The sequence below is a fragment of the Sphingomonas sp. DG1-23 genome, assembly GCF_030730875.1.
In the GTDB taxonomy this organism is placed as follows: Bacteria; Pseudomonadota; Alphaproteobacteria; order Sphingomonadales; family Sphingomonadaceae; genus Sphingomonas.
In genome coordinates, this window is the sequence record NZ_JAVAMA010000004.1 from 37,485 (window position 1) to 64,450 (window position 26,966).

Here is a 26,966-nt window from a genome sequence, read left to right on the forward strand (position 1 = left end):
GAGCGGGAGTCTTGGCCTACCGCCAGCTCGGGAACCACATCCAGTAGGCGAAGCCCTGCGCGTTGGGCAGCGGCGACGCGGCGAGGATCGGGTAGAAATAGACGAACATCGCGAGCGCGGCGAAGACGAACCATTCCTCGCGCCCCTTGCCCCGGCCGCGGTCGAAATGGTGGAACGCCGCCGCGAGCACGAGGCACAGGAAGATGCCCGAGAGGTGGTAGTAATAATAGAAGCCGATCGACTTGGGGATCACGACATAGATGCCGAGGCTGACGATCCACAGCAAAGCCACCGCCAGCGGCCGGATCGCCTTGTCGCGCAGCCACGCCCATAGGCAGGCGAGCACCGCGACCAGCCCGCCCCACATGATCACCGGATTGCCGATCAGCAGCACCCCGCGCTGCGCGCCGTCGTCCCATTCATAGAAATACCAGATCGGGCGGAGCATCAGCGGCCAGCTCCACCAATCGGACTGATAGGTGTGCTTCGCCAATATTTGCGTCTGGAGCGCGTACATCTCGCTTTGGAGCGGGATCAGGCCGGCGAGGGTGAGCGGATCGCGTTGATAGAAAAAGGCGGGGAGGAAGGTCAGGAAATAGGTGACGATGCTCACCCCGCCGAGGATCGCGAGCCCTGAAATCGTGCCGAGGCCGGGCCAGTGGACCAGGGTTCTGGCGCGGCCGTCGCGCAGGCGGATGACGAGAAAGGCGAGCCCGGCGAGCGCGACATAGGGGATCGCCGCCCATTTGGTGCCGACCGCGAGCCCGAACAGGATCGCCGCGCCGATCCAGCGACGGCGGACCTGGCCGGGTGTGCCGCGCATCGCCCAGAGCATCAGGACCAACGCCCAGAGCAGGAAGGCGCCGAGAAAGATGTCGAGCATCGCGGTGCGGGCCTGGACGTAGACGGTCTGGTTGAGCGCGGTGAGGACCGCGCCGACGAGCGCGGCGCGCATCGAGCCGAGAAGGAGCCAGAGCAAGGCGAAGGCGCCGAGCACGGTCGCGGTGCCGGCGAGTGCCGGGAAGGCGCGCCAGCCGATCGGATTGTCGCCGAAGATCACGATTCCCGCCCCGATCAGCTCCTTGCCGACGAGCGGATGCTCGACATTGCGCGGGCCTTCGAGATCGAGCAGCGCGTGTGCGGCGGGGACGTAATGGACTTCGTCGAACATGATCCGGCCCGGCCGGTCGAGATGGATCGTGAAGAGCGTCTGCGCGGCTAGCCCCAGCAGCAAGGCAACGAGCCAGGGGCGGGTGCGGAGGGCCTTGAGGCGATCGAGCATGGCTGGGTGGTAGCCGAAGCTTTGCGCGCGACGAACCTAAAATCCTCCCTCGCGTAAGCGGGGGAGGTGGCGCCGAGGGCGACGGACGGGGCCTGGCCGCAAGCAGGTCGTTCGTGGAGAGGCCCCCGTCAGCTTCGCTGCCACCTCCCCCGCTGCGCGAGGGAGGATTAGAGGGTGGTTGACGTGGGCGGCCTCCCCCCGGCAAAGCGAAATCATGAAACGTCGTACCGGCCAGGACCGCAGCGTCACCCGCAACTGGAAGCCCGCAACGCAGGCGATCCGTGGCGGGACGATGCGATCCGAGTTCGGCGAGACCAGCGAAGCGCTCTTTCTCAGCTCGGGCTATGCCTATGACTGCGCGGGCGACGCCGCGGCGCGGTTCGCCGGCGAGCAGCAGGGCATGACCTATTCGCGGCTGCAGAACCCGACCGTGCAGATGCTCGAGGAGCGGATCGCCTTGCTCGAAGGCGCCGAAGCGTGCCGGACGATGGCATCGGGAATGGCGGCGATGACCGCGGCCCTGCTGTGCCAGCTCGAGGCGGGCGACCATCTGGTCGGCGGGCGTGCGGCGTTCGGATCGTGCCGCTGGCTGACCGATACCCTGCTGCCCAAATTCGGCATCCAGACGACGATCGTCGACGCGCGCGATGCCCAGCAGTTCGAGGATGCGGTGCGGCCGAACACCAGGGTGTTCTTCTTCGAGACCCCCGCCAATCCGACGATGGACGTGGTCGATCTCGAAGCGGTGTGCGGCATTGCGAAGCGGCACGGTATCACGACGGTGGTCGACAATGCCTTTGCCACCGCGGCGCTGCAGCGGCCGATGGAGTTCGGCGCGGACGTGGTCGCCTATTCGGCGACCAAGATGATGGATGGGCAGGGGCGCGTGCTCGCGGGTGCGGTCACCGGCAGCGAGGACTTCATCAACAACATTCTGCTGCCCTTCACCCGCAACACCGGGCCGACCTTGAGCCCGTTCAACGCCTGGGTGGTGCTCAAGGGGCTCGAGACGCTCGACCTGCGCATCCGCCGGCAGAGCGCGAATGCGCTCGAGGTCGGCCGCTTTCTCGAAGGCCGGGTGCCGCGGATCAACTTCCCCGCATTGCCGAGCCATCCGCAGCACAATCTGTTCACCCGCCAGATGGACGCCGCCGGGCCGATCTTCTCGTTCGAGGTCGAGGGCGGGCGCAACCAGGCGCATGCCCTGCTCGACGCGCTCGAGCTGATCGACATCTCGAACAATATCGGCGACTCGCGCTCGCTGATGACGCATCCTTCGTCGACGACGCATTATGGCGTCGCCGAGGAGAAGAGGATCGAGATGGGCGTGACCGAAGGCATGCTGCGGCTCAACGTCGGCCTCGAGGACCCCGAGGATCTGATCACCGATCTCGATCAGGCGCTGGGCCGGGCCGGCCTGTGAGCGATGCGGTGATGAAGGCGCTGTTCACCGACGAGGCCGAAACCCGCGGCATCGTGGTGCGCGTCTCCGTCTCCTATCTGCCCGAACAGTCCGAGCCGCAGCGCGGCCGCTGGTTCTGGGCCTATCATATCCGCATCGAGAATGCCGGGCCGTTCACCGTGCAATTGCTCACCCGCCACTGGGTGATCACCGACGGGCGCGGGGTGCGGCACAGCGTCGAGGGCGAGGGCGTGGTCGGCGAGCAGCCGATGATCGAGCCGGGCGCGAGCTTCGACTATGTCTCGGGCTGCCCGCTGTCGACGCCGACCGGACACATGCAGGGCAGCTATCACATGATCGGCGAGGACGGCGCGGCGTTCGACGTGGCGATCCCGAAATTCGCGCTGGTCGCGCCGGCGGTGACGGGGTGAAGAACAATGGTCGCCCTCACCCTTTCGCGGCTTGGCCGCTCCCTCCCTCTCCCGATGGGAGAGAGAAGGGGCCCGCGCCGCGAAGCGGCGTGGGAAGGGTGAGGGTGATCCTGCAATGAAGCGTACCCATCTCCCGCTCAACGGCCTGCGCGTGCTCGACGCGGCAGCGCGGCATCTTTCGTTCACGCGCGCGGCGGACGAGCTGGCGGTGACGCCGGCCGCGGTGGGGCAGCAGATCCGGGCGCTGGAGGATACGCTGGGCGTGGTGCTGTTCCGCCGCACCACCAAGGGGCTCGAGCTGACCCCGGAGGCGGAGGCGGGGCTGGCGGCGCTGCGTGCCGGCTTCCTCCAGTTCGAGGAATCGGTGCGGGCGATGCAGGCGGGGCAGTCGTCCAAGTCGCTGACCATCGCGGCGCCGCGCGACCTCAGCGCCAAATGGCTGATGCCGCGGCTCGCCGAGATCGCGCGGAGCGACGGCGAATTGCGCTTCATGCTGGTCCCCGCCGACGAGGCGATCGACTTCACCGAAGCCAATCTCGACCTCGCCATCCGCTGGGGCGAAGGGCCTGGCGAGCATGAGGGCGAGGCGCTGGAAAGCGACGGCATGGTCACGGTCGAGCGGCCGGGCGGCGGTGCCGACACGCCGATCGCATGGGCGGGCTGCCTCGCCGAAGATGCGGGATCGCTGGTGCGCGTCGCCGATGCCGGGCTCGCGCTCGACGCCGCGGCCGAGGGGCTGGGGCGCGCGACGGTGCCCGAGCTCATTGCGCGTGCGGATATCGCGAGCGGGCGTGTCGCGGCGGTGGGCGAGGCAAAGGCGTCGCGGCTCGGCTACTGGCTGGTCGCGCCGCTGCCGCAATGGCGCCAGAAGAAAGTGAAGGCGCTGGTCGAAGCTCTGGGAGCCTGACGATGCCGGCGCCTGGCGCCCTGCTGCAATGAGCGGCCCCGCGCCGCGGCCGACCGTGGTGCTGGAAAGCGCGCGGCTGCGCTTGCGTCCGGGCGTGGCGAGCGATGCGGAGGCACTCCACCCGGCGTTCGCCGACCACGATCTGATGCGCTGGTGGTCGAACGCGCCGCATGAAACGATCGCGCAGACCCGCGCCGATCTGGCCCAGCGCGCGCCCGAATGGCGGCGCTGGATCATCACGCTGCAGGAGAATGACCGGGCGATCGGTTTCGTCGCGGCCGGCGAGAAGCGCCAGGGCAATGTCAGCGAGATCGGCTATTTGCTGGCGCGCCAATATTGGGGGACCGGCATGGCTGCCGAAGCGGTGAGCCGGGTGATCGATCAAATCTTCGCCGAGGGGCAGAGGCGGGTGTTCGCCGATACCGATCCGGACAATGCGGGATCGCGGCGGCTGCTCGAACGGCTGGGCTTCCGGCTCGAGGGCGTGCTGCGCGGCGAATGGGAGACGCATATCGGCGTGCGCGACACCGCTTTGTACGGCCTGTTGCGGGAGGAATGGCGTGGCGCCGCCTGACTTGAAGGATCCATTGCAGCGGGCCGCCTATCGGCAGGAGCTCGCCGGCATCGGCCTGCGGATGCGGCGCTGGGGGATCGGGATCTCGCTGGCAGGCGCATTGTTGGTGCTGGCGTATCGGCGGGGCCTCGCAGTGCCGCTCTGGGCCGGCGTCGGCGTGCTCGGGATCGGCATGCTGGTGCTGGTCGCGGCGATCTCGACACGGGCGACCTATCACCGGCTGCGGATGCGGAGCTAGGGCGCAGCGCGCTCGGCGGCACGGCTGATGAGCGTGATGAAGCGGGTTTCCTCGACGGCGCGGGCAGGGTCGTTCCAGCTTCCGGTCAGTACGTACCAGGTGCCGTCCTTCGCCCGCAGGAGCAGCGTCATGTTGATCACGCCGGTCTCCGAGCCGCCTTTGTAGCCGACCCATTGCCATTTCGCCGCAGCGCCCGGCGCGATGCCGGGATTCCTGGAAAGGACCGCGCGCGCGTCGGCGCCCTTGGGGCCTTCGGTGTTGCGGCGCAGCCAGTCCATCACGCGGACGAGATCCATGGGGGACAGGAACCATTCGATCTGCTCGATCCGCACCGGCTTGCCGTCGCGGAACAGGGTCGGGCGGATCAGCAATGCCGGCAGATCGGCGACTTCGCCGTCGAGCATGCGACGGCGGCCGGCCTCGTCCGCGGCGAGATAACGGCCGGCGAGGTCGTTCGCGTCGATGCCCTTGAGCTTGAACAGCTCCATCGTCGACAGGAACGGGCGGTTGCGCGCGGGATCCGCGACGCCGACGACCGGGAGCATCGCCTCGACCTTCGCGCGGCCGAGCGTCTTCAGCAGGACATCGGTCGCGCTGTTGTCGCTGATCGAGATCATCTGGGTGGCGAGCTCGCGCAAGCTGACCTGCGTGCCTTTGGGCCTGAGATTATAGCCGCCGCCGGGAAGCACAGACCCGTCGAGCGTGACCAGATCGTCCCATTTGCGTTCGCCGGCATTGGTGGCGCGGACGAGTTCGGCGAGGACGATCAGCTTGAACGCCGAGCCGATCGCGAACGGCGTATCGGCCCGATGCCCGTCGAGGATCGCGGGCGTGCCGCTTCCCAGCCGCGCCAGCGCGAAGCCGGTGGCGCCGTGGAGCCGCTCGAGCGCGGCGGTCGCGTCCGCCAGCGTCGTCTCGGGTGCGCCCACGTCGCGGATCACCAGCGTCGATACGCGATGCGGCGCATCGGGCTCGACGGCGATCTGGAACGAAACGGTCGCGTCGCGATAATCGACCCGCACCAGGGCCGAATGGGCGTTCTCGGCGACCACGCTCCCGAGCCGCTGCACCGGCCCGTTGGCGGCGACGAGCTGGGCGGCGATCGCATCGAATTTGGGCTTGGGGACCTCCGTCTGGAGGCCGGGGGCGAAAAAGCTCTCATAGCTTCCGGTGCCCGACAGCAAGGGGACCAACGCTTCTATTCGCGCCCGAAGCGCCGGAGATGCCTGGGCTGCAGAGGACGGCGTCTGCTGCGGGTGGGCGGCAAGCGGCGAAGCCAGTGCGAGCAGCAATGGCGGGAAAAGGCCGCCCGTCACGGATTTCCGACGGGAGGCTGGCCGACCGCAGGGCGCGGCGTATCGTCGGTGAGGTCGATCGACTTGATGCGGCCGCCCGCGGCGCGCTGGCGCAGCCGCGAGCCGGTCGGATCATAGGTTTCGTAGACCATCGTGAACCGCTCGATCCGGGTCATGCCGTCCGAACCCGTGGCGAGCGTAAACGGCGCATAGCGGCGCTCGGCGAGATTCTGGTGCACCTTTTTCGGCCAGCGACCCTCGAAATGCGGCGATTCGCGCAGCGTCTCGATATCCTTGACGGTGCCGTCGGCGGCGATCCGATAGCGCACGTCGATCCATTCGGAGGTGCGGTTGATGTTCCTGGGCGCCGGGATGCGGCCATCCTCATGGCCGAGGACGCGATCGAGGCGGAGCGGCGGCGCGAACACCAGCACCGGCCGGTCGAGCTTGTGGTCCTTGAACGCGGCGAGCGCGGTTTCGAGCGCCTGCGGGTCTCCCTGCTCGGAGGCGAGGCGGGCACGCAACAGCCGGGCGGCGAAGCGGAAATCGGCGAGTTCGGGTTCGGTGGTCTGCTCGATCGCCTTGATCCGGCGCTCGGTGCCTTCGCGATAGGCCGGATTCGAATAGCTGGCGGCACCATAGAGCACGGCCTCGCGCAGCATCGCGAAGCCCATCACCGCGGGTTGCCCGGCCTTGCGCGCCTGTTTCGCGACCTTGGCATAGATGTCGATCGCCGCGCGGAAGCGGCCCTGCTTGCCGAAGGTGTCGCCGACCATGAGGCGCTGCATCAGCACGCGCGAATCGCCCTTTTCGAGCCCGGCCTTCAATGCATCGAGCGCGTCGATCTGGAGGATGCGCCCGGCCTGGCCATAGCCGTGATGCTCGCTCACCCGGCCATAAGCGCGGGTGAGGTCGGCGACTTCGACCGGCAGGGTGGCGGCGTAGCGCGCGTTGCGGCTCCGCGATGCGGCGAGCGTCTTGCGCGACCCGGCATAATCGCCGGCGACGAACTGGTTCTCGGCATGGGCGAGGCTCGCGTCGATATCTTCGCGCGGCGGACATTTGCGCGCGAGGCAGTCCCTCAGATCGGCTTCGGTCTTCGAGAGCGGCGTACCGGTGACGACGATCGTCTGTTCGGACGGGCCGTCCTCCTGGGCGTGCGCCGGAAAGGCCGCCAATACCAGCAATGCCGTGAAACCGCTACGCAAGAGCATGTCCATTCCCCTCAGAGACAAGACGCAAGTCATTGCAAACCGTCGCGATGCTAACATTCGCCGGCCCCTTGTCCAACAGGAGATCAGGCGTCGATCACTTCCTCGTCGAGCCGCGCGGCATTTTCCTGGATGAAGGCGAAACGATGCGCGGGATTGCTGCCCATCAGCCGGTCGACGAGATCCTTGACCCCTGCGCGCTCCTCATATTCCTGCGGCAAAGTGACGCGCAGCATGCCGCGCGTCTTCGGGTCCATCGTGGTTTCCTTGAGCTGGTTCGGGTTCATCTCGCCGAGCCCCTTGAAGCGGCTGACCTCGACCTTCTTGCCCCTGAACGCGCCTTCCTCGATCTCGAGCCGGTGCGCGTCGTCGCGGGCGTAGAGGCTCTTCGAGCCGACGGTGAGGCGATAGAGCGGCGGCTGGGCGAGATAGAGATGCCCGCGGCGGACAATGTCGGGCATCTCCTGGAAGAAGAAAGTCATCAGCAAGGTGGCGATGTGCGCGCCGTCGACGTCGGCGTCGGTCATGATGACGATGCGCTCGTAGCGCAGGTTCGAGGGATCGCAATCCTTGCGCGTGCCGCAGCCGAGCGCCTGGATCAGATCGGCGATCTCCTGATTGGCGAGGATCTTGGCCGAGGTCGCGCTGGCGACGTTGAGGATCTTGCCGCGGATCGGCAGGATCGCCTGGGTCTTGCGGTCGCGCGCCTGCTTGGCCGAGCCGCCGGCCGAATCGCCCTCGACGATGAAGAGTTCGGTGCCTTCGGGGCTGTCGGCGGCGCAATCGGTGAGCTTGCCGGGCAGACGGAGCTTCCGCGACGAGGTCGCGGTCTTGCGCTTGACCTCGCGCTCCTGCTTGCGGCGCAGGCGATCGTCCATGCGATCGAGGACGTAGGAAAGCAGCGCCTTGCCGCGATCCATATGGTCCGAGAGGAAATGATCGAAATGGTCGCGGACGGCGCGCTCGACCAGGGCAGTGGCCTCGGGCGAGGTCAGACGATCCTTGGTTTGGCTCTGAAATTGCGGTTCGCGGATGAACACCGAGAGCATCAGCTCGGAGCCGATCATCACGTCGTCGGCGGTGATGTCCTTGGCCTTTTTCTGGCCGACCAGCTCGCCGAACGCGCGGATGCTGCGGGTCAGCGCCTGGCGCAGGCCCTGCTCGTGGGTGCCGCCGTCGGGGGTGGGGATGGTGTTGCAATACCAGCTATAGCTGCCGTCGCTCCACAAGGGCCAGGCCACCGCCCATTCGACCCGGCCCTGATCCTCGCCGGGGAAATCCTGCTGGCCGGTGAAGAATTCAGCGGTGGCGCATTCGCGGGTGGCGATCTGCTCCTTGAGGTGATCGCCGAGGCCGCCGGGGAACTGGAACACCGCCTCGGCCGGGATCTCGTCGGAGACCAGCGCCGGATCGCATTTCCAGCGGATCTCGACTCCGGCGAACAGATAGGCCTTGGAGCGGGCGAGCTTGTAGAGCCGCGCGGGCTTGAACAGCATCTCGCCGAAGATCTCGACATCGGGCGTGAACGCCACCGAAGTCCCGCGGCGATTGGGCGCGGCGCCGACCAATTCGATCGGGCCGAGGGTGATTCCCTTGCTGAAGCTCTGGCGGTAGAGCTGGCGGTCGCGCGCGACTTCGATCACGGTATCGGACGACAGCGCGTTGACCACCGAGATGCCGACGCCGTGGAGGCCGCCGCTGGTGGCATAGGCCTTGCCCGAGAATTTGCCGCCCGAATGGAGCATCGAGAGGATCACCTCGAGTGCCGACTTGTCGGGGAATTTCGGGTGCGGATCGATCGGCATGCCGCGGCCATTGTCGACGATGGTCAGCCGGTTGCCCTGTTCGAGGGTGATCTCGATGCGGGTGGCGTGGCCGGCCACCGCCTCGTCCATCGCATTGTCGAGCACTTCGGCGGCGAGGTGATGGAGCGCGCGCTCGTCGGTGCCGCCGATATACATGCCCGGGCGGCGCCGGACCGGCTCCAGCCCTTCGAGGACTTCGATCGACGAGGCGTCATAGGTGCCGGAGGGAACGCCCGGCGCGGCAAACAGGTCTTCGGACATGTCAGGGGTATAGGGTCACGCCGAATTGCCGCGCAAGGCGCGAAGACGGGACGCGCGTGCCGGGTGGGACGGCGCGGCCAAACTTGTCGAAGTTGCGGGTCTGCGCGCTTTCTCGCGGAGAGTCGCAACTTCACGCAAGCCATTGAGAATGCTTCCGATGCTGCGCGCATCGCTGTTGCGGGCATACTCATGGTCCAGGACGAAACTATGCTCGATAAACATGACGCTGCTCCTGCCTGTTGCCGGCAACATGGACCCGGAGTGCGCGTGATACAAGAACAAAAAGAGAACTTTGTGCGCGGTTGCCTGTCCGGGCGGGCGCTGTAGGATCGCATTCGGGCTGGAACGGGAGGCACGATGCGGGCGAAACGGTGGGCGACGGCGGTGGCGATCCTGCTGGCGGGCGTGGCTCCGGCCGCAGCGCAGTCGGGGAAGGTCGCGCGCGTCGACGCGGCGGTGCAGGCGGCGATGGCACGGACCGGGGCGCAGGGGCTGGCGATCGCGACGATCGAGGACGGCAAGCCGGTGCTGGTACGCAGCTATGGCGTGCGGAATGCCGCAGGCGACCCGCTCGATCCCGACACCGTGATGTACGGCGCGTCGCTGACCAAGGCAGTGTTCGCATGGACGGTGATGCAGCTGGTCGACGAGGGCAAGGTCGATCTCGACAAGCCGATCGCCGACATGCTGCCCAGGCCGCTGCCCGATTATGGCAATCTCGATGCCTATGGAAATTGGGGCGACCTCGCCGGCGATCCGCGCTGGCGAAAGATCACCCCGCGGATGGTCCTGACCCACAGCACCGGCTTCGCCAATTTCGCCTATCTCGAGCCCGACGAGAAACTGCGCATCCATTTCGAGCCGGGCAGCCGCTATGCCTATTCGGGCGAGGGGATCATCCTGCTCCAGTTTGCGCTCGAAAAGGGGCTGGGGCTCGATCTCGGCGCCGAGATACAGCGGCGGGTGTTCGATCGCTTCGGCATGGCGAACACAGCGATGCTGTGGCGCCCGGATTTCGCGCGCAACCTCGCCGACGGCTGGACCGAGGACGGCAAGGTCGAGCCGCACGACGAGCGTAGCCGGGTACGCGCGGCGGGATCGATGGACACCAGCATCGCCGACATGGCGCGGTTCGCGGCGGGATTGATCCGCGGCGACGGGCTGAGCGCGAAGGCGCGTGCCGAAATGGCGCGCGGGCAGCTGCCGATCACCACCGCGGCGCAATTCCCGACCTTGCAGGCCGAGGCTCCGGTCGCCGCACAGCCCAAGGGTGTCGCCGCCGGGCTGGGGTTGGTGGTTTTTGACGGGCCGCAGGGCGCGGGATTCTTCAAGGGCGGCCACAATGAATCGACCGCGAACATGCTGGTCTGCGTCGCGCGCGGGCGACGCTGCGTGGTCCTCCTGTCGAACGACGTGCGCGCCGAGGCGGCCTATCCCGATCTGGTCAAGGCCGCGCTGGGCGAGACCGGGATGCCGTGGCGCTGGGAATATCCGGGGCTGTTCGCGGCGAAGGAGTGAGGCTGCGACTTCAGGCTTCGGCGAGATCGAGACGGCGCTTGATCAGAGCTACGTCGCCGCGAATCTCATCCAGCTCTGCGTTGATGCGAGCGATATCGACCGCCATCGTCGCCTGATGCTGTTCGACCGAGGACAGGCGCATTTTCACCGAGGCGAGATCGCGCCGGAACTCGCCGAATTCGGCGTGGAGCCGCTTGAGAAGCTCGAAGGTGAGTTCGGCGGTATCGCTCATTAGCCAGAATGCTACGCTTATAGCCGTGGCGAGTCCATGAACGGCTCTTGGGGCTCTCACAGAGGTGGGGGATGCGTTGTCAAACTCCTCTCCGAGCTTGGCTCGGGAAGGGGGACCGCCGCCGAAGGCGGTGGTGGAGGGGCGGCGCGAAGCGAGGTTGTCCCTCGATGCCGAAGGCAAGCTACCGCGCCGGCGGAGCGGCCCCTCCACCAGTCTGCGGCTGGTCCCCCTCCCCGAGACGAGCTCGGGGAGGAATGGATGGGTCTACAAGCAAATCGTTTCGGGGCTGGCTCAGCGAACCCGCGGGCCGCCGAAGGGGAGCGGGGGCGGGGGGCGGCGATCGCGGCGGGGGAGCTGCGCCTGATAGGCGTGGCCGCAATGCGCGACGCAATAGGGGAAGCCCGGGTTCACCTTGTCGCCGCAGAAATGGAAATCGGGCTCGCCGGGATGGCCGAGCGGCCATTTGCAGATGCGGTCGTTGAGATCGAGCAGGCTGGTCTTGCCCGCGATCGCGTCGCTCGGCTTGGCCGGCACCAGACGGCGCGGCGGCGCGGGCGCGATCGGCGGGGCCTGCTCGCCGGGATTCTGGCGGACGAAGCCGCCCGGGCCGACCGAGCGGAGCACCGGAGCGCTGGGCTCGCGCGGCTCGGCCGGAGCCGCAGGCGCGGCGGCAGGCGCGGCCGCGCGCGGAGCGGGTTCCGCAGCCGGCTGTGGAGCGGGCGCGGCCGGTGCGGCAACCGGCGCCGGCCGCGGCGCGGGGGCTGCGGTTTCGGCCTTGGGCTCGTTCGACTTGACCGGCGACGGGCGCGATTGCAGGCCCAGCCGGTGCGCCTTGCCGATCACGGCATTGCGCGACACACCGCCGAGCTCCTCGGCGATCTGGGTCGCGGTCATCCCGCTGTCCCACATCTTCTTCAGCGTATCGATACGCTCTTCGGTCCAGCTCACGTCACTTCCTTCAACTTGCGGGCGGCGCGGGCAGCGTTTACGCGAACACGCGATGAGCAGCCACCCCGAAACCGGTCATACCCTCCCCGAGCCCGGCGTTCCGGTGATTCGCAACGTGAACTGGGGGGGATTGCGTACGCTCTATATCAAGGAGGTGCGCCGTTTCTTCAAGGTGCAGCTCCAGACGGTGTGGGCGCCGGCGGTCACCACCCTGCTGTTTCTGGTGATTTTCACCGTCGCATTGGGCGGCGGCGGCCGCACGATCGCGCTGCAGGGGCGCGACATCCATTTCGCCGACTTCATCGCCCCCGGGCTGATCGTGATGGCGATGCTCCAGAACGCCTTCGCCAATTCGAGCTTCTCGTTGCTCGTCGGCAAGATCCAGGGGACGATCGTCGACTATCTGATGCCGCCGCTGTCGACCGGCGAATTGCTCGCCGGTTTGTGCGGCGGCGCAGTGACGCGGGCATTCTGCGTCGGCGGCGCGGTGTTCCTCGCGATGGTGCTGTGGCCGGGAGTCAATGTGATCCCCCAGCATCTCTGGGCAGTGCTGTGGTTCGGCTTTCTCGGCGCGCTGTTCCTGTCGCTGCTCGGGGTGCTGACCTCGATCTGGGCAGAGAAGTTCGATCATGCCGCGGCGGTGACCAATTTCGTGGTGGCGCCGCTTTCTCTGCTCTCGGGGACCTTCTATTCGGTCGATAAATTGTCGCCGGTCTTTCAGACGATCAGCCATCTCAATCCGTTCTTCTACATCATCTCGGGCTTCCGCTACGGATTCCTCGGAGTCGCGGATTCGCCGATCCTGACCGGCAGCCTGATCATCCTCGCGCTCGACGCGGTGCTGGGGCTGTTCTGCTACGCGCTGCTGCGCAAGGGCTGGAAGCTCAAGAACTAGGCGCCGCCCCGGAAAGGCCGGAAAGCGAACGCCTCAGATTTTGGCCGGCGCCATCCGGCCTTCGGGCGTTTCGAACGCTGCCGCTGTCGGGATGGTGAAGCGGAAGGAGGCGCCGCCCTCGGGGCGGTCGGAGGCGGTCAGGGTGCCGCCATGGGCCTCGACGATGCGCTTCGAAATGTTGAGGCCGATGCCGAGCCCGGCGATCCCCTTGCTCGAGGCGAAGCGCTCGCCGAGCCGTTCGACGAAGCCCGGGGGGAGGCCGGGGCCATTGTCGATGACCTCGACCTCGACCATCTCGCCGGCTTCGCGCGCGCGGATCACGATCAGCGGCTCGCATTCGCGCTGGTCGCACGCCTCGAAAGCGTTGCGCGCGATGTTCACCAGCACCTGCTGGATCTGGATCCGGTCGATATAGATTGCGGGGATCGACGGCGGGATTTCGACGAGCAGGGCGTGGAGCTTGCGCGATCCGACGAGGAGCAAATTGACCGCGTCGCTGACCACTTCGCCCAATTCCTCGCGCCGCAGCTCGACTTCGCGGTGGGTGAGGAAGCTGCGGAGCTTGCGGATGATGTCGCCCGCGCGGAGGATATGGACCGAGATTTCCTTGAGGAATTCGATGGCCCTGGCAGGATCCCGGCGCTGCTCGAGCGCCATCGCGGCGGCCGAGGCGTAATTGGCGGCGGCGGCGAGCGGCTGGTTGATCTCGTGGGCGATGTCGCCGGCGAGCTCGCCGAGCGCGTTCTGGTGCGACAGCGCCATCAGCTGGACGCCGAGATCGGCGACCTGATCCTCGAGCGAGAAACGTTCGGACAGATCGCGGACGAAGGCGGCATGGACCACTTCGCCGTCCTGCCGGGCGACCCCGATGCGCAACTCGGCGGGGAATTCGCTGCCGTCGTTGCGGCGGCCGGTGGTGGTGATGACGCTGCTGTCCGACCGGCCCGCGCCGGGATCCTCGGCGAGCAAGGCATGGAAATCGGGACTCTTGCGCGCGAACAGCGATTCGATCCGGGTGCCGCAGGCATCGGCCTCGGCGCAGCGCCAGAGCCGCTGCGCAGCGGCGCTGAAGGTGCGGATCACCCGGTCATGACCGGTCACGATCAGCGCGTCGGGCACGGCGGTGAGGATCGAATCGAGCTCGGCCTGGCGCGCGGCGAGGCGCTTGTTCTGCTCGGTCGCACGGACGGTGACATGGACGAGCAGGACCGCGACGACGAGCAGATTGGCGTCGGCAATGAAGTAATAGAGCTCGCTGTCGTCGAGCTTTCCCGCCTCGCGCAGCGCGACGAGGATCAGCGTGGGAAGGATCGTCAGAACGATGATCGCCGGGGTGATCCGCTGGAGCGTGTACCATGGCGAATCGGTGAAGGACTGGACCGGATCGGCGAAACGGCCCTGCACGATGATCGCCACGGAGAGCAGCAAGGCGGGGATGCCGGAAAGGGCGGAGGGGCCGACGAAGCGGGTTCCGAGCGGAATCTGATGGGTGAGGGTGAAGGCGACGAGCAGCAAGGTCGCGGCGAGCGTCGCGCTCGCCAGCGGGGCCGCCCAGCGGCGCAGCGCACTGCGCCGCGCGCTGAGCAGATAGAGCGCGGTCACCTCCATGGTGAGCGCCGACAATGCGCCGAGCTGGGGGACGCCGCCGTTGCGGACACGGAGCGCAACGATCTGATCGCCGAACAACAGCCGGCCGATGCCGAAATCGCCGATGCAATAATGCACGAGCACCAGCCCGACCAATGCCGTGGGGAGCAACAGAAAAGCGCGCGCGGCGGTGCGGTGGCCGGCGAGCAGCACCAGCGCGCTCCCCACGACGAGGAGGAAGACGAAGCTGAGCAATGGCTGAAACGCGACCGCGGGATCGCCGAGCCCGCGCAGCCACGGGTTCCGCAGGCTCCAGCCGAGCAGGATGGCCGCCGGAAGCAGGCCGGCGAGCCCAGTCAAGGCGAGGGCCGGCCTCGATCCCTTTGGCACGTGTGAGGCTCCCCTCGCTTCTTCCGAAATGTGCATGTCTTTCCGTTATCGCGACCAGAGGAAAGGCACAGGCCGGGGAAGCGGCAGTCGCAAAACTTGTAAGAGTGTGAAGGAGTTCCCGCGTTTCGCAAAGCTCCTCGTGCGCGAGCGTCATGGCCGGGAGGCATGGTCCCCGCCGAAACGAATATTGACGCCGCTGTGGCGCTGCCCCTAAACACCCGCTCCGGGCGGTCCGGTTGGCCGCCCTTTTGCGTTTCTGGAGCTCAACCCAGCTTTTCTCGAAGGAGGTACCGTTCCCATGCCTATCACCCCGCTGATGCCCGTCTACCCGCGGTGCGGCGTGCGGCCGGTGCGAGGCGAGGGCGTGTACCTCTATGGCGAGCGCGGCGAGCAATATCTCGATTTCGCCGCGGGGATCGCGGTCAATGCACTGGGCCATGGCCACCCGCATCTGACCAAAGCGATCCAGGACCAGGCGGCGACCTTGATGCACGTCTCCAACCTCTACGGATCGCCGCAGGGCGAGGCGCTGGCGCAGCGGATCGTCGACAACAGCTTCGCCGACACGGTGTTCTTCACCAATTCGGGGGTCGAGGCGATCGAATGCGCGATCAAGACCGCGCGGCGCTATCATTATGTCAACGGCAACCCGCAGCGGCATAAATTGATCACCTTCAAGAACGCCTTTCACGGCCGTTCGATCGGGGCGATCTCGGCGACCGACCAGCCCAAGATGCGCGACGGCTTCGAGCCGCTGCTGCCGGGCTTCGATTATGTGAAATTCAACGATCTCGAAGGTGCGCTCGCCAAGATCGACGATGAGACGGCGGGCTTCCTCGTCGAGACGGTGCAGGGCGAGGGCGGAATGACCGCGGGGACGCCCGAGTTCATCCAGGGTTTGCGCAAGGCGTGCGACGAACATGGCCTGTTGCTGATCCTCGACGAGATCCAGTGTGGCTATGGCCGCACCGGCAAGATGTGGGCCTATGAGCATTACGGCATCACCCCCGACATCCTGACCGCGGCCAAGGGCATCGGCGGCGGCTTCCCGCTCGGCGCCTGCCTCGCGACCGAGGAAGCGGCCAAGGGGATGGTGATCGGCACGCACGGCTCGACCTATGGCGGCAATCCGCTCGGCATGGCGGCGGGGCAGGCGATCCTCGACGTGATGCTGGAGGACGGTTTCTTCGAGCATGTCGCCAAGATGGGCGATCGGCTGCGCCAGGCGTTCGAGCAGATGATCCCCAACCACGATCATCTGTTCGACGAGATTCGCGGCAAGGGGCTGATGCTCGGCGTCAAGCTCAAGGAGCCGGCGGTGGCGCGCGACTTCGTCGCGCATCTGCGCGACAATCACGGGCTGCTCACCGTGGCGGCGGGCGAGAACGTGTTCCGCGTGCTGCCGCCGCTGGTGATCGACGAGAGTCATGTCGCCGAATGCGTCGAGCGGCTGAGCGCCGGCGCGCGCAGCTATGCGCCGCCGAGCGATGATTGAACTTCTGATTCCTCCCCGGAACGGGGAGGAGGACCAGCCGCAGGCTGGTGGAGGGGGCCCGCTTTCCGCGAGCGTTGGCACTGGAGGCGGGCGGGACCCCCTCCACCACGCCCTTCGGGCGCGGTCCCCCTCCCCGTTCCGGGGAGGATTTTAAGATGCGTAACTTCCTCGATCTGTCCGATGCCGGCACCGCCGGCGTGCAGGCGATGCTCGACGACGCCGTCGCGCGGAAGGCCGCGCGCAAGGGTTGGCCGAAGGGCAAGGCCGACAAGGACGCACCGCTGGCGGGCCATGTCCTCGCGATGATCTTCGAGAAGAATTCTACGCGCACCCGGGTGTCGTTCGACATGGCGATCCGCCAGCTCGGCGGCACCAGCATCGTGATGGACGCGGGACAAATGCAGCTCGGCCGCGGCGAGAGCATCGCCGATACCGCGCGGGTGCTCTCGGGCTATGTCGACGCGATCATGATCCGCACCGACGACCACCAGAAAGTCGTCGACATGGCAAAGTACGCCAGCGTGCCGGTGATCAACGGGCTGACGGACGCCTCGCATCCGTGCCAGATCATGGCCGATCTGCTGACGATCCTCGAGAGCGGCAAGGCGTTGCCCGGACTCAAGGTCGCGTGGTTGGGCGACGGCAACAATGTCCTCGCCTCGATCATGGAAGCCGGCGGGCTGATGGATTTCGACGTCGTCGCGGCGTGCCCGCAGGGATTCCAGCCGAGCGACGAAGATGTCGCGCGCGGGCGCGGCCGGGCGCGCGTGGTGGGGAGCGCGAGGGAAGCGGCCGAGGGTGCCGACATCCTCGTCACCGATACGTGGATCTCGATGGGACAGGCGCATGCCGAGACCAAGCTCGCGGCGATGATGCCGTTCCAGGTCGACGCGGCGCTGATGGCCGCGGCCAGGCCCGATGCGCGCTTCCTCCACTGCCTGCCCGCGCATCGCGGCGAGGAAGTGGTCGACGCGGTGATCGACGGGCCGCAATCCTTGACTGGCCGGAGGCCGAGAACCGGCTGCACGCGCAGAAATCGGTCCTGCGCTGGTGCTTCGGGCAATTGGGCTGAGTTGAAGCTGCGGCTTTCGCAACTATCTTAGCGTCATCCCCGCGAAAGCGGGGACCCATCTCCAACCCTATCGACCAAGATTTCCGGAGCGATGTTCCGCGAGCTTGGGAGATGGGGCCCCGCTTTCGCGGGGTGACGAAGGTTTGTTCAGTGATCAACACCGCCCCCACCACCGACCTCGACCGCGTGGTCGGCTTCACCATTCCGGGCCGCCATGCCCGTGGCCGCGTCGCGCGGCTCGGGCCGGTGCTCGACCAGATCCTGTCGGCGCACGCCTATCCCGCACCGATCGAACGGCTGCTCGCCGAGGCGCTGACCTTGACCGCCTTGCTCGGCGCGACTCTCAAGGATGCACAGGGGCAGATGACGCTCCAGGCGCAGGCGCCGGGGGCGATCGTCAATCTGCTGGTATGCGATTACAAGGGCGGCGAGCTGCGCGGCTATGTCCAGTTCGATGCCGAACGGCTGTCGCAGCTGGGCAAGAACCCGACGCTCAACGCCTTGTGCGCCAAGGGTTATCTCGCGGTGACTTTCGACCAGGCAGTGACCAGGGAGCGCTATCAGGGGATCGTGCCGCTCGACGCGCGCTCGATCGGCGCGGCGGCCGAGCAATATTTTCTGCAATCCGAACAGATCCCGACGCTGATCCGGCTGGGGACGCAGCGCGATGCGCAGGGAAAGCTGATCGCCGGCGGCATCCTGCTTCAGCATCTGCCCGAGGGCGAGGCGGGGCGCGAGCGGCTGCACGTGCGGCTCGACCATCCCGAATGGCAGCATGTCGAGGCGCTGGCATCGACGATGGGTGCGGACGAACTCGCCGATGCCGGCATTCCGCTCGAGAACCTCGTCTGGCGACTGTTCAACGAGGAGCCCGAAGTGCTGCTGGCCAGCGGCACCGATCTCGCGCGCGGCTGCCGCTGCGATACCGCCTATATCAGCCAGGTGCTTGCCAAGTTCCCGGCCGAGGAACGCGCGGCGATGGCCGACGAGAATGGCGTGATCAGCGTCGATTGCGCATTCTGCTCGACCAAGTTCCCGCTCAAGCTCAGCGATTTTGTTTCGCAGCCGTTGTAATCGGGCGTTGAAATCGGGACACGGCTTTCCATATCAATTCGCGACCGCGGGCGCGGTATTCGTTGGGGCGCCGGATGCCGTTGCGCGGTGTGGGGAGTTGGTATGGTGCTTAAGCGTTTGATGCGCCCCGCGGTTCTGGCGGCGTTGATCCTGTTCGGCGCCGCGGGCGCGCCCGCCCAGCGCAGCGCCACGCCGAATGCGCTGGCAGGGATCGAGCACGGCCAGTGGCAGCTCCGCAGCGTCGACGGCACGATGCGCAAGCTCTGCATCGCCAATCCCGCCATGCTGATCCAGATCGTGCACGGCAACACCCAGTGCGAGCATTTCGTGATGGAGAATAGCCAGCGCTCGGCGACGATCCGTTACACCTGCCCGAGCCATGGCCATGGCCGCACGACGATCTCGGTCGACACGCCGCGGGTGATCAACCTCGAGACCCAGGGCGTCGCCAATGGCGCGCCGTTCTCCGAGCGGTTCGAGGGGCGGCGGATCGGGGCGTGCAGCTGACGCGAAGCGCTTACGCTTCGTTAACCTTGCTCATTTAGAAAGGGCTTCGCTCCTTCCTGGAGCATTTCCTCTCTGGCAAATTTCCAACTGGGCCGCTTCATCGCGGCCCATTTTGCGTCGGGCCGAGAAAGTCGCTACCGGGCCGGACCATGACCGACAGCGTTGCAATTGCCCTGATTTCGGGTGGACTGGATTCGATGATCGCCGCGGCGCGGGCGCGCGAGAACGGGCATCGCCTGCTCGCGCTGTCGATCGACTATAATCAGCGCCACCATGTCGAACTCGCCGCGGCGCGCCGGATCGCGGCGATGCTGGGCGCCGAACGCCATGTCGTGCTGCCGCTCGATCTGCGCGCGTTCGGCGGCTCGGCGCTGACCGCCGAGATCGACGTTCCCAAAGCGGGCGTGGGCGGCGACATCCCGGTCACCTATGTGCCGGCGCGCAACACGATCTTCCTCAGCCTCGCGCTCGGCTGGGCCGAGGCGGCGGGCGCGCGCGACATCTATATCGGCGTCAACGCACTCGATTATTCGGGCTATCCCGATTGTCGTCCCGAATTCATCCAGGGCTTCGAGAAGCTCGCCGAGCTGGCGACCAAGGCGGGAATGGAAGGGGCGCCTTTCCATATCCGCGCGCCGCTGCAGGACATGACCAAGGCCGACATCGTCCGCGAAGGCATGCGGCTAGGGCTCGACCTAGGGATGAGCTGGTCGTGCTACGATCCCGCGCCCGGCGGGGTGCATTGCGGGCTGTGCGACAGTTGCCGGCTGCGTTCGAAGGGCTTCGAGGAGGCCGGCGTGCCCGATCCGACCGGCTACGCCACCGCGCCCTGAGGAATTCGGCATGAGCTACGCGGTCAAGGAGATGTTCCTCACGCTCCAGGGCGAGGGCGTGAATGCCGGCGCGCGCGCAGTGTTCGTGCGCTTCGCCGGGTGCAATCTGTGGTCGGGGCGCGAGCAGGACCGGGCGAGCGCGGTGTGCAGTTTCTGCGACACCGATTTCGTCGGGACCGACGGGCTGGGCGGCGGCAAGTTCGCCGATGCCGACGCGCTGGCCGATGCGGTGGTCGAGCATTGGAGCGCGGATCCCGAGCGGCGTTTCGTGGTGCTCACCGGGGGTGAGCCGATGCTCCAGATCGACGATGCGCTGGTCGATGCGCTCCACGCCCGCGGCTTCCGCATCGCGATCGAGAGCAACGGCACCTTGCCCGCACATCCCGGGATCGACTGGGTATGCATCAGCCCCAAGGCCGGAAGCGAAGTGGTCCAGCGCAGCGGCGACGAGCTCAAGCTGGTCTGGCCGCAGCCGGGAACCGATGTGGCGGCGATCGAAGCGTGGGACTTCGCCCATTTCCTCGTCCAGCCGATGGACGGCGCCGAAAGCGAGGCCAATACGCGCGCGGCGGTGGCGCTGGCGATGGAGCGGCCGCGCTGGCGGCTGTCGCTGCAGACTCACAAATTGCTGGGATTGCGCTGAGGCGCCGGCAAATCAGCGGAGGCGTACGACCCGGGCGAGCAGGGTCTCGGTGATCGAGACGAAGCGCGCGGGATCCTGAAAGGCCCGCGCCGACAGCATCGCGCCATAGATCGCCGACAGGAAGGCGTGGGCCTCGTCCTCGGGCGAACCGACCAAAGTCACGCCGCCCTGGCGAACACCCAAGGCGAGGAGGTGGGCGAGCCAGCCCGACAATTCGGCGAAATGCGCGCGAACCGCGCGGGCGACGTCGTCGGGCAGGCTCGGCAGTTCGGCGGCCAGCATCGCGGCGATGCAGAACGGCGCGCTGTCGTCGGCGATGCACCGTTCCCAATAGCCGGCATAAGCGCGAAGCTGCTCGACGGCGTCGGGCTCGGCCAGCGCCAGGGCCTCGACCTGCGCCCGAATGATCGCGCGCGAGTAATCGACGACCGCGACCGCGAGGTCGTTCTTGCCCGGGAAATGGTGGTGGATGCTCGCCTTCCGGATGCCGATCGCCGCGGCGATATCGGCATAGCTGAAGCCGTTATACCCCCGGATCATGATCAGCCGCCGACCTTCGTCGACGATCCGCTTCGCAGTCGATCCCGTCATATATTTCTACCTTCCAATAGGTAGGTAATCGCTTGCACGGTCGCCAGCAACCGTCTAGCGCCTACCTATCAAATGGTAGGGAGCGTGTCATGGAGTCTCAAATCGTCGATCGAGCGCCGCGGACTGCGGCGGGCGCCGTGTCCAACGGCGCGAAATTGCGGAACTATTATTTCCTCCGCGCCGGGGTTGCGGCGGCGTGGGTCGCTGCGGCCTTCACTCTGGGCAAGGCTTCGCCGCCGGCGGCCGCGGCGCTGCTGATCGCCTATCCCGCCTGGGATGCGCTCGCCAATCTGATCGACGTGTCGCGCAATGGCGGCGCGGCGCGGAACCGGCCCCAGGCGCTCAACCTCGCGGTGAGCGGCGTCACCGCGGTGGCGGTCGCGGCAGTGATCGGCAGCATGCATGCAGTGCTGGGCGTTTTCGGCGCCTGGGCGATCCTTGCGGGGCTTCTCCAACTCGCCACCGGGGTGCGGCGGTGGAAGTCCGGTGCGCAATGGGCGATGGTCCTGAGCGGGGCGCAGTCTGCGCTGGCCGGGGGTTTCTTCCTCCACCAGTCGCTCGGCAGCGCCGTGCCCGGCATCACTGACGTCGCGCCTTATGCCGGGTTCGGCGCCTTTTACTTCGCGATCTCGGCGATCTGGCTGCTCTTCAGCCGCGGTGCGCGGTCCTAGCGGGTGGCGATGCGCAGGGCACCGCATTTCTTCGCCTGATAGGTGCCCTTGCGCCAGCATTTGTCGTTGCCGAACGGCGGCAGCGCGGCGAAGGTCAACGCCTGATAATTGATGCCGCGGCGGAATTGCTCGCCCCAGGTGGCGAGGCTGGCGCGCAACTCGCGCATCCGATCCTGCGCAAGATCGCCCAAAGTACCGCGACGGATGAACAGCGCATCATGACCGATTGTGGCGGCAGTCTGGCAGAATGACAGCTGACCCGAGACAGTCGAAAAGCCCGAATAGACACGGGTGCCAAACTTGTCGAGTTCGGTTTGGCCGGCCTTCTTGTTCTTGTTCAGACGTGTAAAATATTTCTCGAGCGTCACGTAAGATTCACGCAGCTCTACTTCGTGATCCTTGAGGATTGCGTTGTAATTTCCCAAGGTCAACAAAGTCGGCTCGAACTGGCATTGCAGCGCGGCGACGTTGAGCGCGGCGCGCAGGTTCCAGACCAAAGCCGCGCGGAGCTCGCCGGGCGTGGCGTCGGCGAGGGCCGGACCGGTCATGCCCGGCTCGGCGCCGGTCACCCGGGCGCCCGAGAAATCGCGCGACTTGAGGAAAAACTGCGCCGATGCCGGTGCTGCGGCGAGCAGGCCGGCGGTCACGGCCATGACGGATACGATACGCGAAACGAGCATCACGCCCTCTTTTTGGCTGGTTGCACGGGTGGTTAAGGAATTTTGAGTCCGCGCCCAAGCTCTTTTTTCGTTGCCCCTCCGTGCGGAGGCGTGCGCCAACGGAAAAGGGCCGCCCGGCTGCCCGGACGGCCCCTTCCAAACACGCTGACGCGCGATGATTACATCGCGTTGCCGGTGGTGTTCTCGGTGGTGGTCGTCGTGGTGGTGTTCACCTCGGCGCCCATGTTGTCCATCGGAGCAGCCGCGTCGATGTTGGTGACCATCGTGTCGGTCGTGGTGACGTTCTCGGTCGGAACGACTTCGGTGGTGTTGGTCACGTTGGTCGACGTTTCGTTGCTGGTGCACGCCGAGGCCAGAAGGGCCGCGCCGGCGATCATCGAACCTGCAACGATCTTGGAAAGGACTGCACGCATGTAAAAGCTCCCTAGATAGTGGATTTGGACAGCGGATACGCCGTTAATACCCAAACCGGACTGGACATTAGTCGGTTTGGGGCAAGCCCTCAAGACTCGATTTGGCCTTCATGCACTCAGAGCCTTCAAAAACGGCGGAAATGTGGCGGCCAATGCTGAATCGAACTGCCCTGCCGTAACCTGCTTGCCGAGCGCCGCGGCGCTGGTGACGGGGAATTCTGCGATGCCGCACGGCACGATCCCGGTGAAGTGATTGAGATCGGGCGAGAGGTTCACTGCGAAGCCGTGGAGCGTCACCCATTGCCGGATGCGCACGCCGATCGCGCCGATCTTCGCCTCGTTCCCCGCCTGATCGACCGTCCAGATGCCGATCCGGCCGGGCGCGCGAAACGCCTTGATCCCGCAATCGTCCAATGCGGCGATCACCCAGCCCTCGAGCGCATGGACATAGCAGCGCACGTCGCGGCGCCGTTCGCGCAGATCGAGCACGACATAGCCGATCCGCTGGCCCGGGCCGTGATAGGTGTAGCGCCCGCCGCGGCCGGTCTTGTGGACCGGAAAGCGCGGATCGAGCAATTCGGCGGCGTCGGTGGCGCTGGTGCCGGCGGTGTAGACCGGCGGATGCTCGAGCAGCCAGACCAGTTCGCGGGCCTCGCGGCGCGTGACGGCGGCGGCCCGCGCCTCCATCGCCGCCAGCGCCTCGGCATAGTCGATCCGCTCGGGTTCGACGCGCCATTCGATTTCGGATGTCATGCCCGCCGATTGCGCCGGCCGGCGGGTTTTCGCAAGCATTGGCCGCGTGATTGGCCCAAGCATTGGCAACGCCCGGGCGCGCGGCTAACACCGGGGCTCGGGGTCAAAGGGAATGCGTGCCATGGTGAAGATGGGAACCGTCTGGGATCGGACGGCCGAATTCCTGAGCGACAATATCGCCGCCATCCTGCCGATCGCCTTGCTCGCTTTCTTCGTGCCGGCCTCGATCGAAGGCAATTTCGAGGCAGCGACGACGGGAGCGGGGCCGGGCTTCAAGGCGCTTCTCTCCGCCTTGCAGATCCTGTTCGCTTTGGTGTCGCTCTGGGGATCGCTCGCGATCACGGCGATGGCGCTCGACATTGCCTCGGAGCGCAGCGCCGCGAACATCGCGACGCGGCGGTTCCTGCCGGCGCTGGCCGTGACGCTGGTGATCTTCGTCGGAGCCGCCTTGCTGGTGTTGCCGATCCCGGGCATTCTGGCCTTTAGCGGCTATGACATGGCGGCGATCGCGAACCGCGACCCCGTCGCGATAAGCAGCCAGATGGGCTGGTTCATCGGGCTCTATCTCATCGCGCTCACGCTCCTGTTGCTCTGGCTGGCGGCCCGGCTGATCCTCGCCACTCCGGTGGTCATTCGCGAGAATCGGATATTGAGCGCGATCGGCCAGTCCTGGTCGCTGACCCGCGGCGCGGCGCTCCGCATCGTCGGCGTCATCCTGCTCTATGCGATCGTCAGCATCGTGGCGGGGCTCGCGGCGAGGACGGTGTTCGGCAGCATCTTCGCGCTGGTCGCGGGGAATGACGGCGAAGGGGTGACGCTGTCGACGGTGATGACCTCGATCGTCGTGGGCGCGGTCCAGTCGGCGTTCATGGTGATCCCGCCGGCATTCACCGCCAGGCTCTACCTCGCTCTGACCGCGCAGGCCGGCCGCCACGGCGAAGCCGCGGCATGACTCTCCGCCTCGCCGGCGTTCTCGCCGATGCCCGCGCGCTCTGGCACCGCGAGCGCGAATTGCTGGTGCCGATCGCCGGCATGTTCTTCGTCGTGCCGATGCTCGGCATAGTGCTGCTGCTCGCCGACAACGGCTTTGCCGATGTCGCGCCGGAAAAGCTGCGCGATGCGGTGATGGCCTTTTACGTCGCCAATCTGCTGCCGATTCTGCTCGCCAACCTGGCGATCGATTTCGGCACCTTCGCGATGCTCAACCTGTATCTGCAAGGCGGCGGGCGCACCCTCGGCGAGGTGCTGCTGCTCTCGCTGCGCCGCTTCCTGCCGTTCATGGTGATCGACATCGTCGCGGCCCTGCTGTTCAGCCTGGGCTCGTCGCTGTTCGTGCTGCCGGGGCTGTTCGCCTTTGCCCGGACCTGGCTGACGGCGCCGGCATTCGCCGCGGCACCCGAGCGCGGCGTGGTGGAGGCGTTCCGCCAGGGCTGGCGGCGCAGCGCGGGGTTCGGCTGGATCGTGCTGCTGGCGGCTGCCGGGCTGACCTTTCTCGGCGCGATGCTGCTGGTCGTGGTGTCGACCGGCCTGCTCGGCGGGCTCGCCGCGCTGATCGGCGGCCCGCGCGCCGCGGAGACGATCGGCTATGTCGTGACGGCGTTGATCGGCGGGCTCGCCTGGTCGGTGCTCGCGGTGCTGCGCGTCGCCGCCTATCGCGCGAGCGCGCCCAGACAGGGGATGTGAGGCGCGGCGTCGGGCGCGAGGATTCCGGCGATCCGCGGATCGGCGAAGCTCTCGACGATGCGCTTGTACGGCACGAAGCCGTGCCGCCGGTAAAAGCCCAAGGCGGCGGGATGATCGAGCGTGCAGGTGTGCACCCAGACGCGGTCGACGCCCTTGCGCCAGGCGAGGCCGAGCGCCTGCGCCATCAGCCAGCCGCCATTGCCCTTGCCGGTGAGCTCGGGGACCAGCCCGACATAGGAAAGTTCGCAGGTGCCCTCGACGCGGAAGTCGAGCTCGAGCATCCCCAGTTCGATGCCGGCGCGATCGGTGGCGGCATAGACCTCCACCTTCGCGTCATCGAGGACGCGGCGGAGCGAGTCTTCCGGCATCACCAGCCGCGAGAACCATAGCCACGGTTCGCCGACGCGGCGAAACAGGGCCTTGTACTTGTCGCTGGCCGGGGCGGGCCAGTGCGTGAGGCGCAGCGGCGAGGGCGGCGCGGGGCGCAGCGGGGGACGCTCGCGCATTTCGAGCGACGTGACGATCGTGGCGATCTGGTCGTCGGGGACGGGGATCAGGGGCATCGTGCGTCCTGCCGATCGCGTTCGCTCAACCTCACCCTTCCGGCGCCTTCGGCGCCTCCCTCCCTCTCCCGACGGGAGAGGGAAGGGGCCCGCCGCCGCAGGCGGTGGGAAGGGTGAGGGTGAGCGGCGCTTTTCATCCCCAGCTCGCCAATGGCGGCAGGCTCATCAGGATCGCGTCGACATTGCCGCCGGTCTTGAGCCCGAACAGGGTTCCGCGATCATAGATCAGGTTGAACTCGGCATAGCGGCCGCGCCATTCGAGCTGGCGCGCCTTGTCGGCGTGCGTGAAGGGCAAGTGCATCCTCCGGCGGACGATGCGTGGGAAGATTTCGAGGAACGCGCGGCCGACATCCTGCGTGAAGGCGAAGTTCGCGTCCCAGCTTTCGTCGTTCTCGCCGCCCTCGAGATGATCGTAGAAGATGCCGCCGACGCCGCGATGGACCTTGCGGTGCGGAATGTAGAAATAATCGTCGGCCCATGCCTTGAAGCGCGGATAATGCGCGGGATCGTGCGCGTCGCATGCCGCCTTCAGCACCGCGTGGAACTCGGCGGTATCTTCCTCGATCGGGATCGGCGGATTGAGATCGGCGCCGCCGCCGAACCAGCGCTTCGTGGTGACGAGGAAGCGGGTGTTCATATGGACCGCGGGAACGTGCGGGTTGGCCATGTGCGCGACGAGGCTGATTCCGGTGGCGAAGAAGCTCGGGTCCTCGGCCGCGCCGTGGATCGTCCTGGCGAAATCGCCTTCGAAGCTACCGCCGACTGTCGAGACGTTGACGCCGACCTTCTCGAACACCTTGCCCTTCATCACCCCGCGCACGCCGCCGCCGCCGGGCGCGCCCGAGGGGTCGGTGCGGTCCCAGGCGAGATAGTCGAAGCGCGCGTCCGAACCCGCTTCGGACTCGATCGCCTCGAATTCGGCGCAGATCCGGTCGCGCAGGCTTTCGAACCAGAGGCGGGCGGCTTGTTGCTGGGGGTCGAGCGCTTGCATGTGCGGGCTGATAGGCGCGGG

General features: G+C 67.0%; 29 protein-coding genes and 1 pseudogene. 16 read left to right on the forward strand and 14 right to left on the reverse strand.

The window, feature by feature from the left end; translation table 11 throughout:
* Positions 1–16: 16 nt before the first annotated feature.
* Positions 17–1,282: a phospholipid carrier-dependent glycosyltransferase gene (locus tag Q9Q95_RS07760; RefSeq protein ID WP_306095674.1), complete on the reverse strand. Its 1,266-nt coding sequence runs from the start codon at positions 1,280–1,282 to the stop codon at positions 17–19.
* A gap of 214 nt (positions 1,283–1,496) precedes the next feature.
* On the opposite strand from Q9Q95_RS07760, the gene Q9Q95_RS07765 reads away from it, so the two are divergent.
* The 5 genes from Q9Q95_RS07765 to Q9Q95_RS07785 all read left to right on the forward strand — a co-directional run bounded on the left by Q9Q95_RS07765 (position 1,497) and on the right by Q9Q95_RS07785 (position 4,834).
* On the forward strand, positions 1,497–2,705 hold the full coding sequence (locus Q9Q95_RS07765) for a PLP-dependent aspartate aminotransferase family protein (RefSeq protein WP_306095676.1): 1,209 nt from the start codon (positions 1,497–1,499) through the stop codon (positions 2,703–2,705).
* Between the two features lie 11 nt (positions 2,706–2,716).
* Entirely contained in the window at positions 2,717–3,115 is a 399-nt protein-coding gene (apaG, locus tag Q9Q95_RS07770) for a Co2+/Mg2+ efflux protein ApaG (RefSeq protein WP_306095678.1), read from the forward strand.
* A gap of 115 nt (positions 3,116–3,230) precedes the next feature.
* Positions 3,231–4,022 carry a LysR family transcriptional regulator gene (locus tag Q9Q95_RS07775; protein ID WP_306095680.1) on the forward strand — a complete coding sequence of 264 codons (792 nt, stop codon included), beginning with the start codon at positions 3,231–3,233 and terminating at the stop codon, positions 4,020–4,022.
* Positions 4,023–4,050: 28 nt separating this feature from the next.
* A complete protein-coding gene (locus tag Q9Q95_RS07780) occupies positions 4,051–4,596 on the forward strand; it encodes a GNAT family N-acetyltransferase (protein WP_306095682.1) in 546 nt (181 codons plus the stop codon).
* A complete protein-coding gene (locus tag Q9Q95_RS07785; protein WP_306095684.1) occupies positions 4,583–4,834 on the forward strand; it encodes a hypothetical protein in 252 nt (83 codons plus the stop codon). The genes Q9Q95_RS07780 and Q9Q95_RS07785 overlap by 14 nt, the downstream gene beginning before the upstream one ends.
* Here Q9Q95_RS07785 and Q9Q95_RS07790 read toward each other — a convergent pair.
* The 4 genes from Q9Q95_RS07790 to Q9Q95_RS07805 all read right to left on the reverse strand — a co-directional run bounded on the left by Q9Q95_RS07790 (position 4,831) and on the right by Q9Q95_RS07805 (position 9,628).
* Positions 4,831–6,150, reverse strand: a complete 1,320-nt coding sequence (locus Q9Q95_RS07790; RefSeq protein WP_306095686.1) for a serine hydrolase — start codon at positions 6,148–6,150, stop codon at positions 4,831–4,833. The two genes, Q9Q95_RS07785 and Q9Q95_RS07790, sit on opposite strands and share 4 nt — an antisense overlap.
* Positions 6,147–7,343: a hypothetical protein gene (locus Q9Q95_RS07795; RefSeq protein WP_306095687.1), complete on the reverse strand. Its 1,197-nt coding sequence runs from the start codon at positions 7,341–7,343 to the stop codon at positions 6,147–6,149. Before Q9Q95_RS07795 ends, Q9Q95_RS07790 begins: the two co-directional genes overlap by 4 nt.
* Before the next feature lie 83 nt (positions 7,344–7,426).
* Complete coding sequence (gene parE, locus Q9Q95_RS07800) at positions 7,427–9,406, reverse strand: DNA topoisomerase IV subunit B (protein ID WP_306095690.1); 1,980 nt, start codon at positions 9,404–9,406, stop codon at positions 7,427–7,429.
* Positions 9,407–9,421: 15 nt separating this feature from the next.
* Complete coding sequence (locus tag Q9Q95_RS07805; RefSeq protein WP_306095691.1) at positions 9,422–9,628, reverse strand: hypothetical protein; 207 nt, start codon at positions 9,626–9,628, stop codon at positions 9,422–9,424.
* Positions 9,629–9,763: 135 nt separating this feature from the next.
* Between Q9Q95_RS07805 and Q9Q95_RS07810 the strand changes: the two genes are divergently transcribed.
* On the forward strand, positions 9,764–10,924 hold the full coding sequence (locus Q9Q95_RS07810) for a serine hydrolase (protein WP_306095693.1): 1,161 nt from the start codon (positions 9,764–9,766) through the stop codon (positions 10,922–10,924).
* A gap of 10 nt (positions 10,925–10,934) precedes the next feature.
* Here the strand turns inward: Q9Q95_RS07810 and Q9Q95_RS07815 are convergent, their stop codons facing one another.
* Together Q9Q95_RS07815 and Q9Q95_RS07820 are read right to left on the reverse strand one after the other, a co-directional pair.
* Positions 10,935–11,156, reverse strand: a complete 222-nt coding sequence (locus Q9Q95_RS07815) for a hypothetical protein (RefSeq protein WP_306095695.1) — start codon at positions 11,154–11,156, stop codon at positions 10,935–10,937.
* A gap of 291 nt (positions 11,157–11,447) precedes the next feature.
* Positions 11,448–12,104 carry a GcrA family cell cycle regulator gene (locus tag Q9Q95_RS07820; protein ID WP_306095697.1) on the reverse strand — a complete coding sequence of 219 codons (657 nt, stop codon included), beginning with the start codon at positions 12,102–12,104 and terminating at the stop codon, positions 11,448–11,450.
* 52 nt (positions 12,105–12,156) lie between these two features.
* Here Q9Q95_RS07820 and Q9Q95_RS07825 point away from each other — a divergent pair, with 52 nt between their 5' ends.
* On the forward strand, positions 12,157–12,999 hold the full coding sequence (locus tag Q9Q95_RS07825; RefSeq protein WP_306095699.1) for an ABC transporter permease: 843 nt from the start codon (positions 12,157–12,159) through the stop codon (positions 12,997–12,999).
* 33 nt (positions 13,000–13,032) lie between these two features.
* Here the strand turns inward: Q9Q95_RS07825 and Q9Q95_RS07830 are convergent, their stop codons facing one another.
* Positions 13,033–14,946, reverse strand: a complete 1,914-nt coding sequence (locus Q9Q95_RS07830) for a sensor histidine kinase (RefSeq protein WP_306095702.1) — start codon at positions 14,944–14,946, stop codon at positions 13,033–13,035.
* Between the two features lie 328 nt (positions 14,947–15,274).
* Between Q9Q95_RS07830 and Q9Q95_RS07835 the strand changes: the two genes are divergently transcribed.
* The 6 genes and pseudogenes from Q9Q95_RS07835 (at position 15,275) to queE (ending at position 20,600) form a co-directional block, all read left to right on the forward strand.
* On the forward strand, positions 15,275–16,471 hold the full coding sequence (locus Q9Q95_RS07835) for an aspartate aminotransferase family protein (protein WP_306095704.1): 1,197 nt from the start codon (positions 15,275–15,277) through the stop codon (positions 16,469–16,471).
* A gap of 155 nt (positions 16,472–16,626) precedes the next feature.
* A pseudogene (gene argF / locus Q9Q95_RS07840) lies at positions 16,627–17,543 on the forward strand (ornithine carbamoyltransferase).
* A 150-nt stretch (positions 17,544–17,693) separates the two neighbouring features.
* Positions 17,694–18,617, forward strand: coding sequence for an Hsp33 family molecular chaperone HslO (locus Q9Q95_RS07845; protein WP_371876712.1), 924 nt, complete (start codon positions 17,694–17,696; stop codon positions 18,615–18,617).
* A 102-nt stretch (positions 18,618–18,719) separates the two neighbouring features.
* The gene (locus Q9Q95_RS07850; protein WP_306095706.1) at positions 18,720–19,124 is read left to right on the forward strand and encodes a hypothetical protein; all 405 of its coding nucleotides are present in this window, start codon (positions 18,720–18,722) and stop codon (positions 19,122–19,124) included.
* 56 nt (positions 19,125–19,180) lie between these two features.
* Positions 19,181–19,957, forward strand: coding sequence for a 7-cyano-7-deazaguanine synthase QueC (gene queC / locus Q9Q95_RS07855; RefSeq protein WP_306096347.1), 777 nt, complete (start codon positions 19,181–19,183; stop codon positions 19,955–19,957).
* A 10-nt stretch (positions 19,958–19,967) separates the two neighbouring features.
* Positions 19,968–20,600 carry a 7-carboxy-7-deazaguanine synthase gene (gene queE / locus Q9Q95_RS07860; RefSeq protein ID WP_306095708.1) on the forward strand — a complete coding sequence of 211 codons (633 nt, stop codon included), beginning with the start codon at positions 19,968–19,970 and terminating at the stop codon, positions 20,598–20,600.
* 12 nt (positions 20,601–20,612) lie between these two features.
* On the opposite strand, the gene Q9Q95_RS07865 is transcribed toward queE, so the two are convergent.
* Positions 20,613–21,191, reverse strand: coding sequence for a TetR/AcrR family transcriptional regulator (locus tag Q9Q95_RS07865; protein ID WP_306095709.1), 579 nt, complete (start codon positions 21,189–21,191; stop codon positions 20,613–20,615).
* An 89-nt stretch (positions 21,192–21,280) separates the two neighbouring features.
* Here Q9Q95_RS07865 and Q9Q95_RS07870 point away from each other — a divergent pair, with 89 nt between their 5' ends.
* A complete protein-coding gene (locus Q9Q95_RS07870) occupies positions 21,281–21,862 on the forward strand; it encodes a DUF308 domain-containing protein (protein WP_306095712.1) in 582 nt (193 codons plus the stop codon).
* Here Q9Q95_RS07870 and Q9Q95_RS07875 read toward each other — a convergent pair.
* From Q9Q95_RS07875 to lipB, 3 genes are all read right to left on the reverse strand, one after another.
* Positions 21,859–22,641: a hypothetical protein gene (locus Q9Q95_RS07875; protein WP_306095713.1), complete on the reverse strand. Its 783-nt coding sequence runs from the start codon at positions 22,639–22,641 to the stop codon at positions 21,859–21,861. The genes Q9Q95_RS07870 and Q9Q95_RS07875 overlap by 4 nt on opposite strands.
* Positions 22,642–22,700: 59 nt before the next feature.
* Positions 22,701–22,955, reverse strand: a complete 255-nt coding sequence (locus Q9Q95_RS07880) for a hypothetical protein (protein ID WP_306095716.1) — start codon at positions 22,953–22,955, stop codon at positions 22,701–22,703.
* Positions 22,956–23,063: 108 nt separating this feature from the next.
* Positions 23,064–23,708 (reverse strand): lipoyl(octanoyl) transferase LipB, encoded by a 645-nt coding sequence (lipB, locus tag Q9Q95_RS07885; protein WP_306095718.1) that lies wholly within the window; start codon positions 23,706–23,708, stop codon positions 23,064–23,066.
* Between the two features lie 121 nt (positions 23,709–23,829).
* On the opposite strand from lipB, the gene Q9Q95_RS07890 reads away from it, so the two are divergent.
* Positions 23,830–24,660 (forward strand): glycerophosphoryl diester phosphodiesterase membrane domain-containing protein, encoded by an 831-nt coding sequence (locus Q9Q95_RS07890; RefSeq protein ID WP_306095720.1) that lies wholly within the window; start codon positions 23,830–23,832, stop codon positions 24,658–24,660.
* On the forward strand, positions 24,657–25,391 hold the full coding sequence (locus tag Q9Q95_RS07895) for a hypothetical protein (protein WP_306095722.1): 735 nt from the start codon (positions 24,657–24,659) through the stop codon (positions 25,389–25,391). Before Q9Q95_RS07890 ends, Q9Q95_RS07895 begins: the two co-directional genes overlap by 4 nt.
* Here Q9Q95_RS07895 and Q9Q95_RS07900 read toward each other — a convergent pair.
* Positions 25,358–25,954, reverse strand: coding sequence for a GNAT family N-acetyltransferase (locus Q9Q95_RS07900; protein WP_306095724.1), 597 nt, complete (start codon positions 25,952–25,954; stop codon positions 25,358–25,360). The genes Q9Q95_RS07895 and Q9Q95_RS07900 overlap by 34 nt on opposite strands.
* A 133-nt stretch (positions 25,955–26,087) precedes the next feature.
* A complete protein-coding gene (gene hemF, locus Q9Q95_RS07905; RefSeq protein ID WP_306095726.1) occupies positions 26,088–26,945 on the reverse strand; it encodes an oxygen-dependent coproporphyrinogen oxidase in 858 nt (285 codons plus the stop codon).
* Between the last annotated feature and the right edge of the window lie 21 nt (positions 26,946–26,966).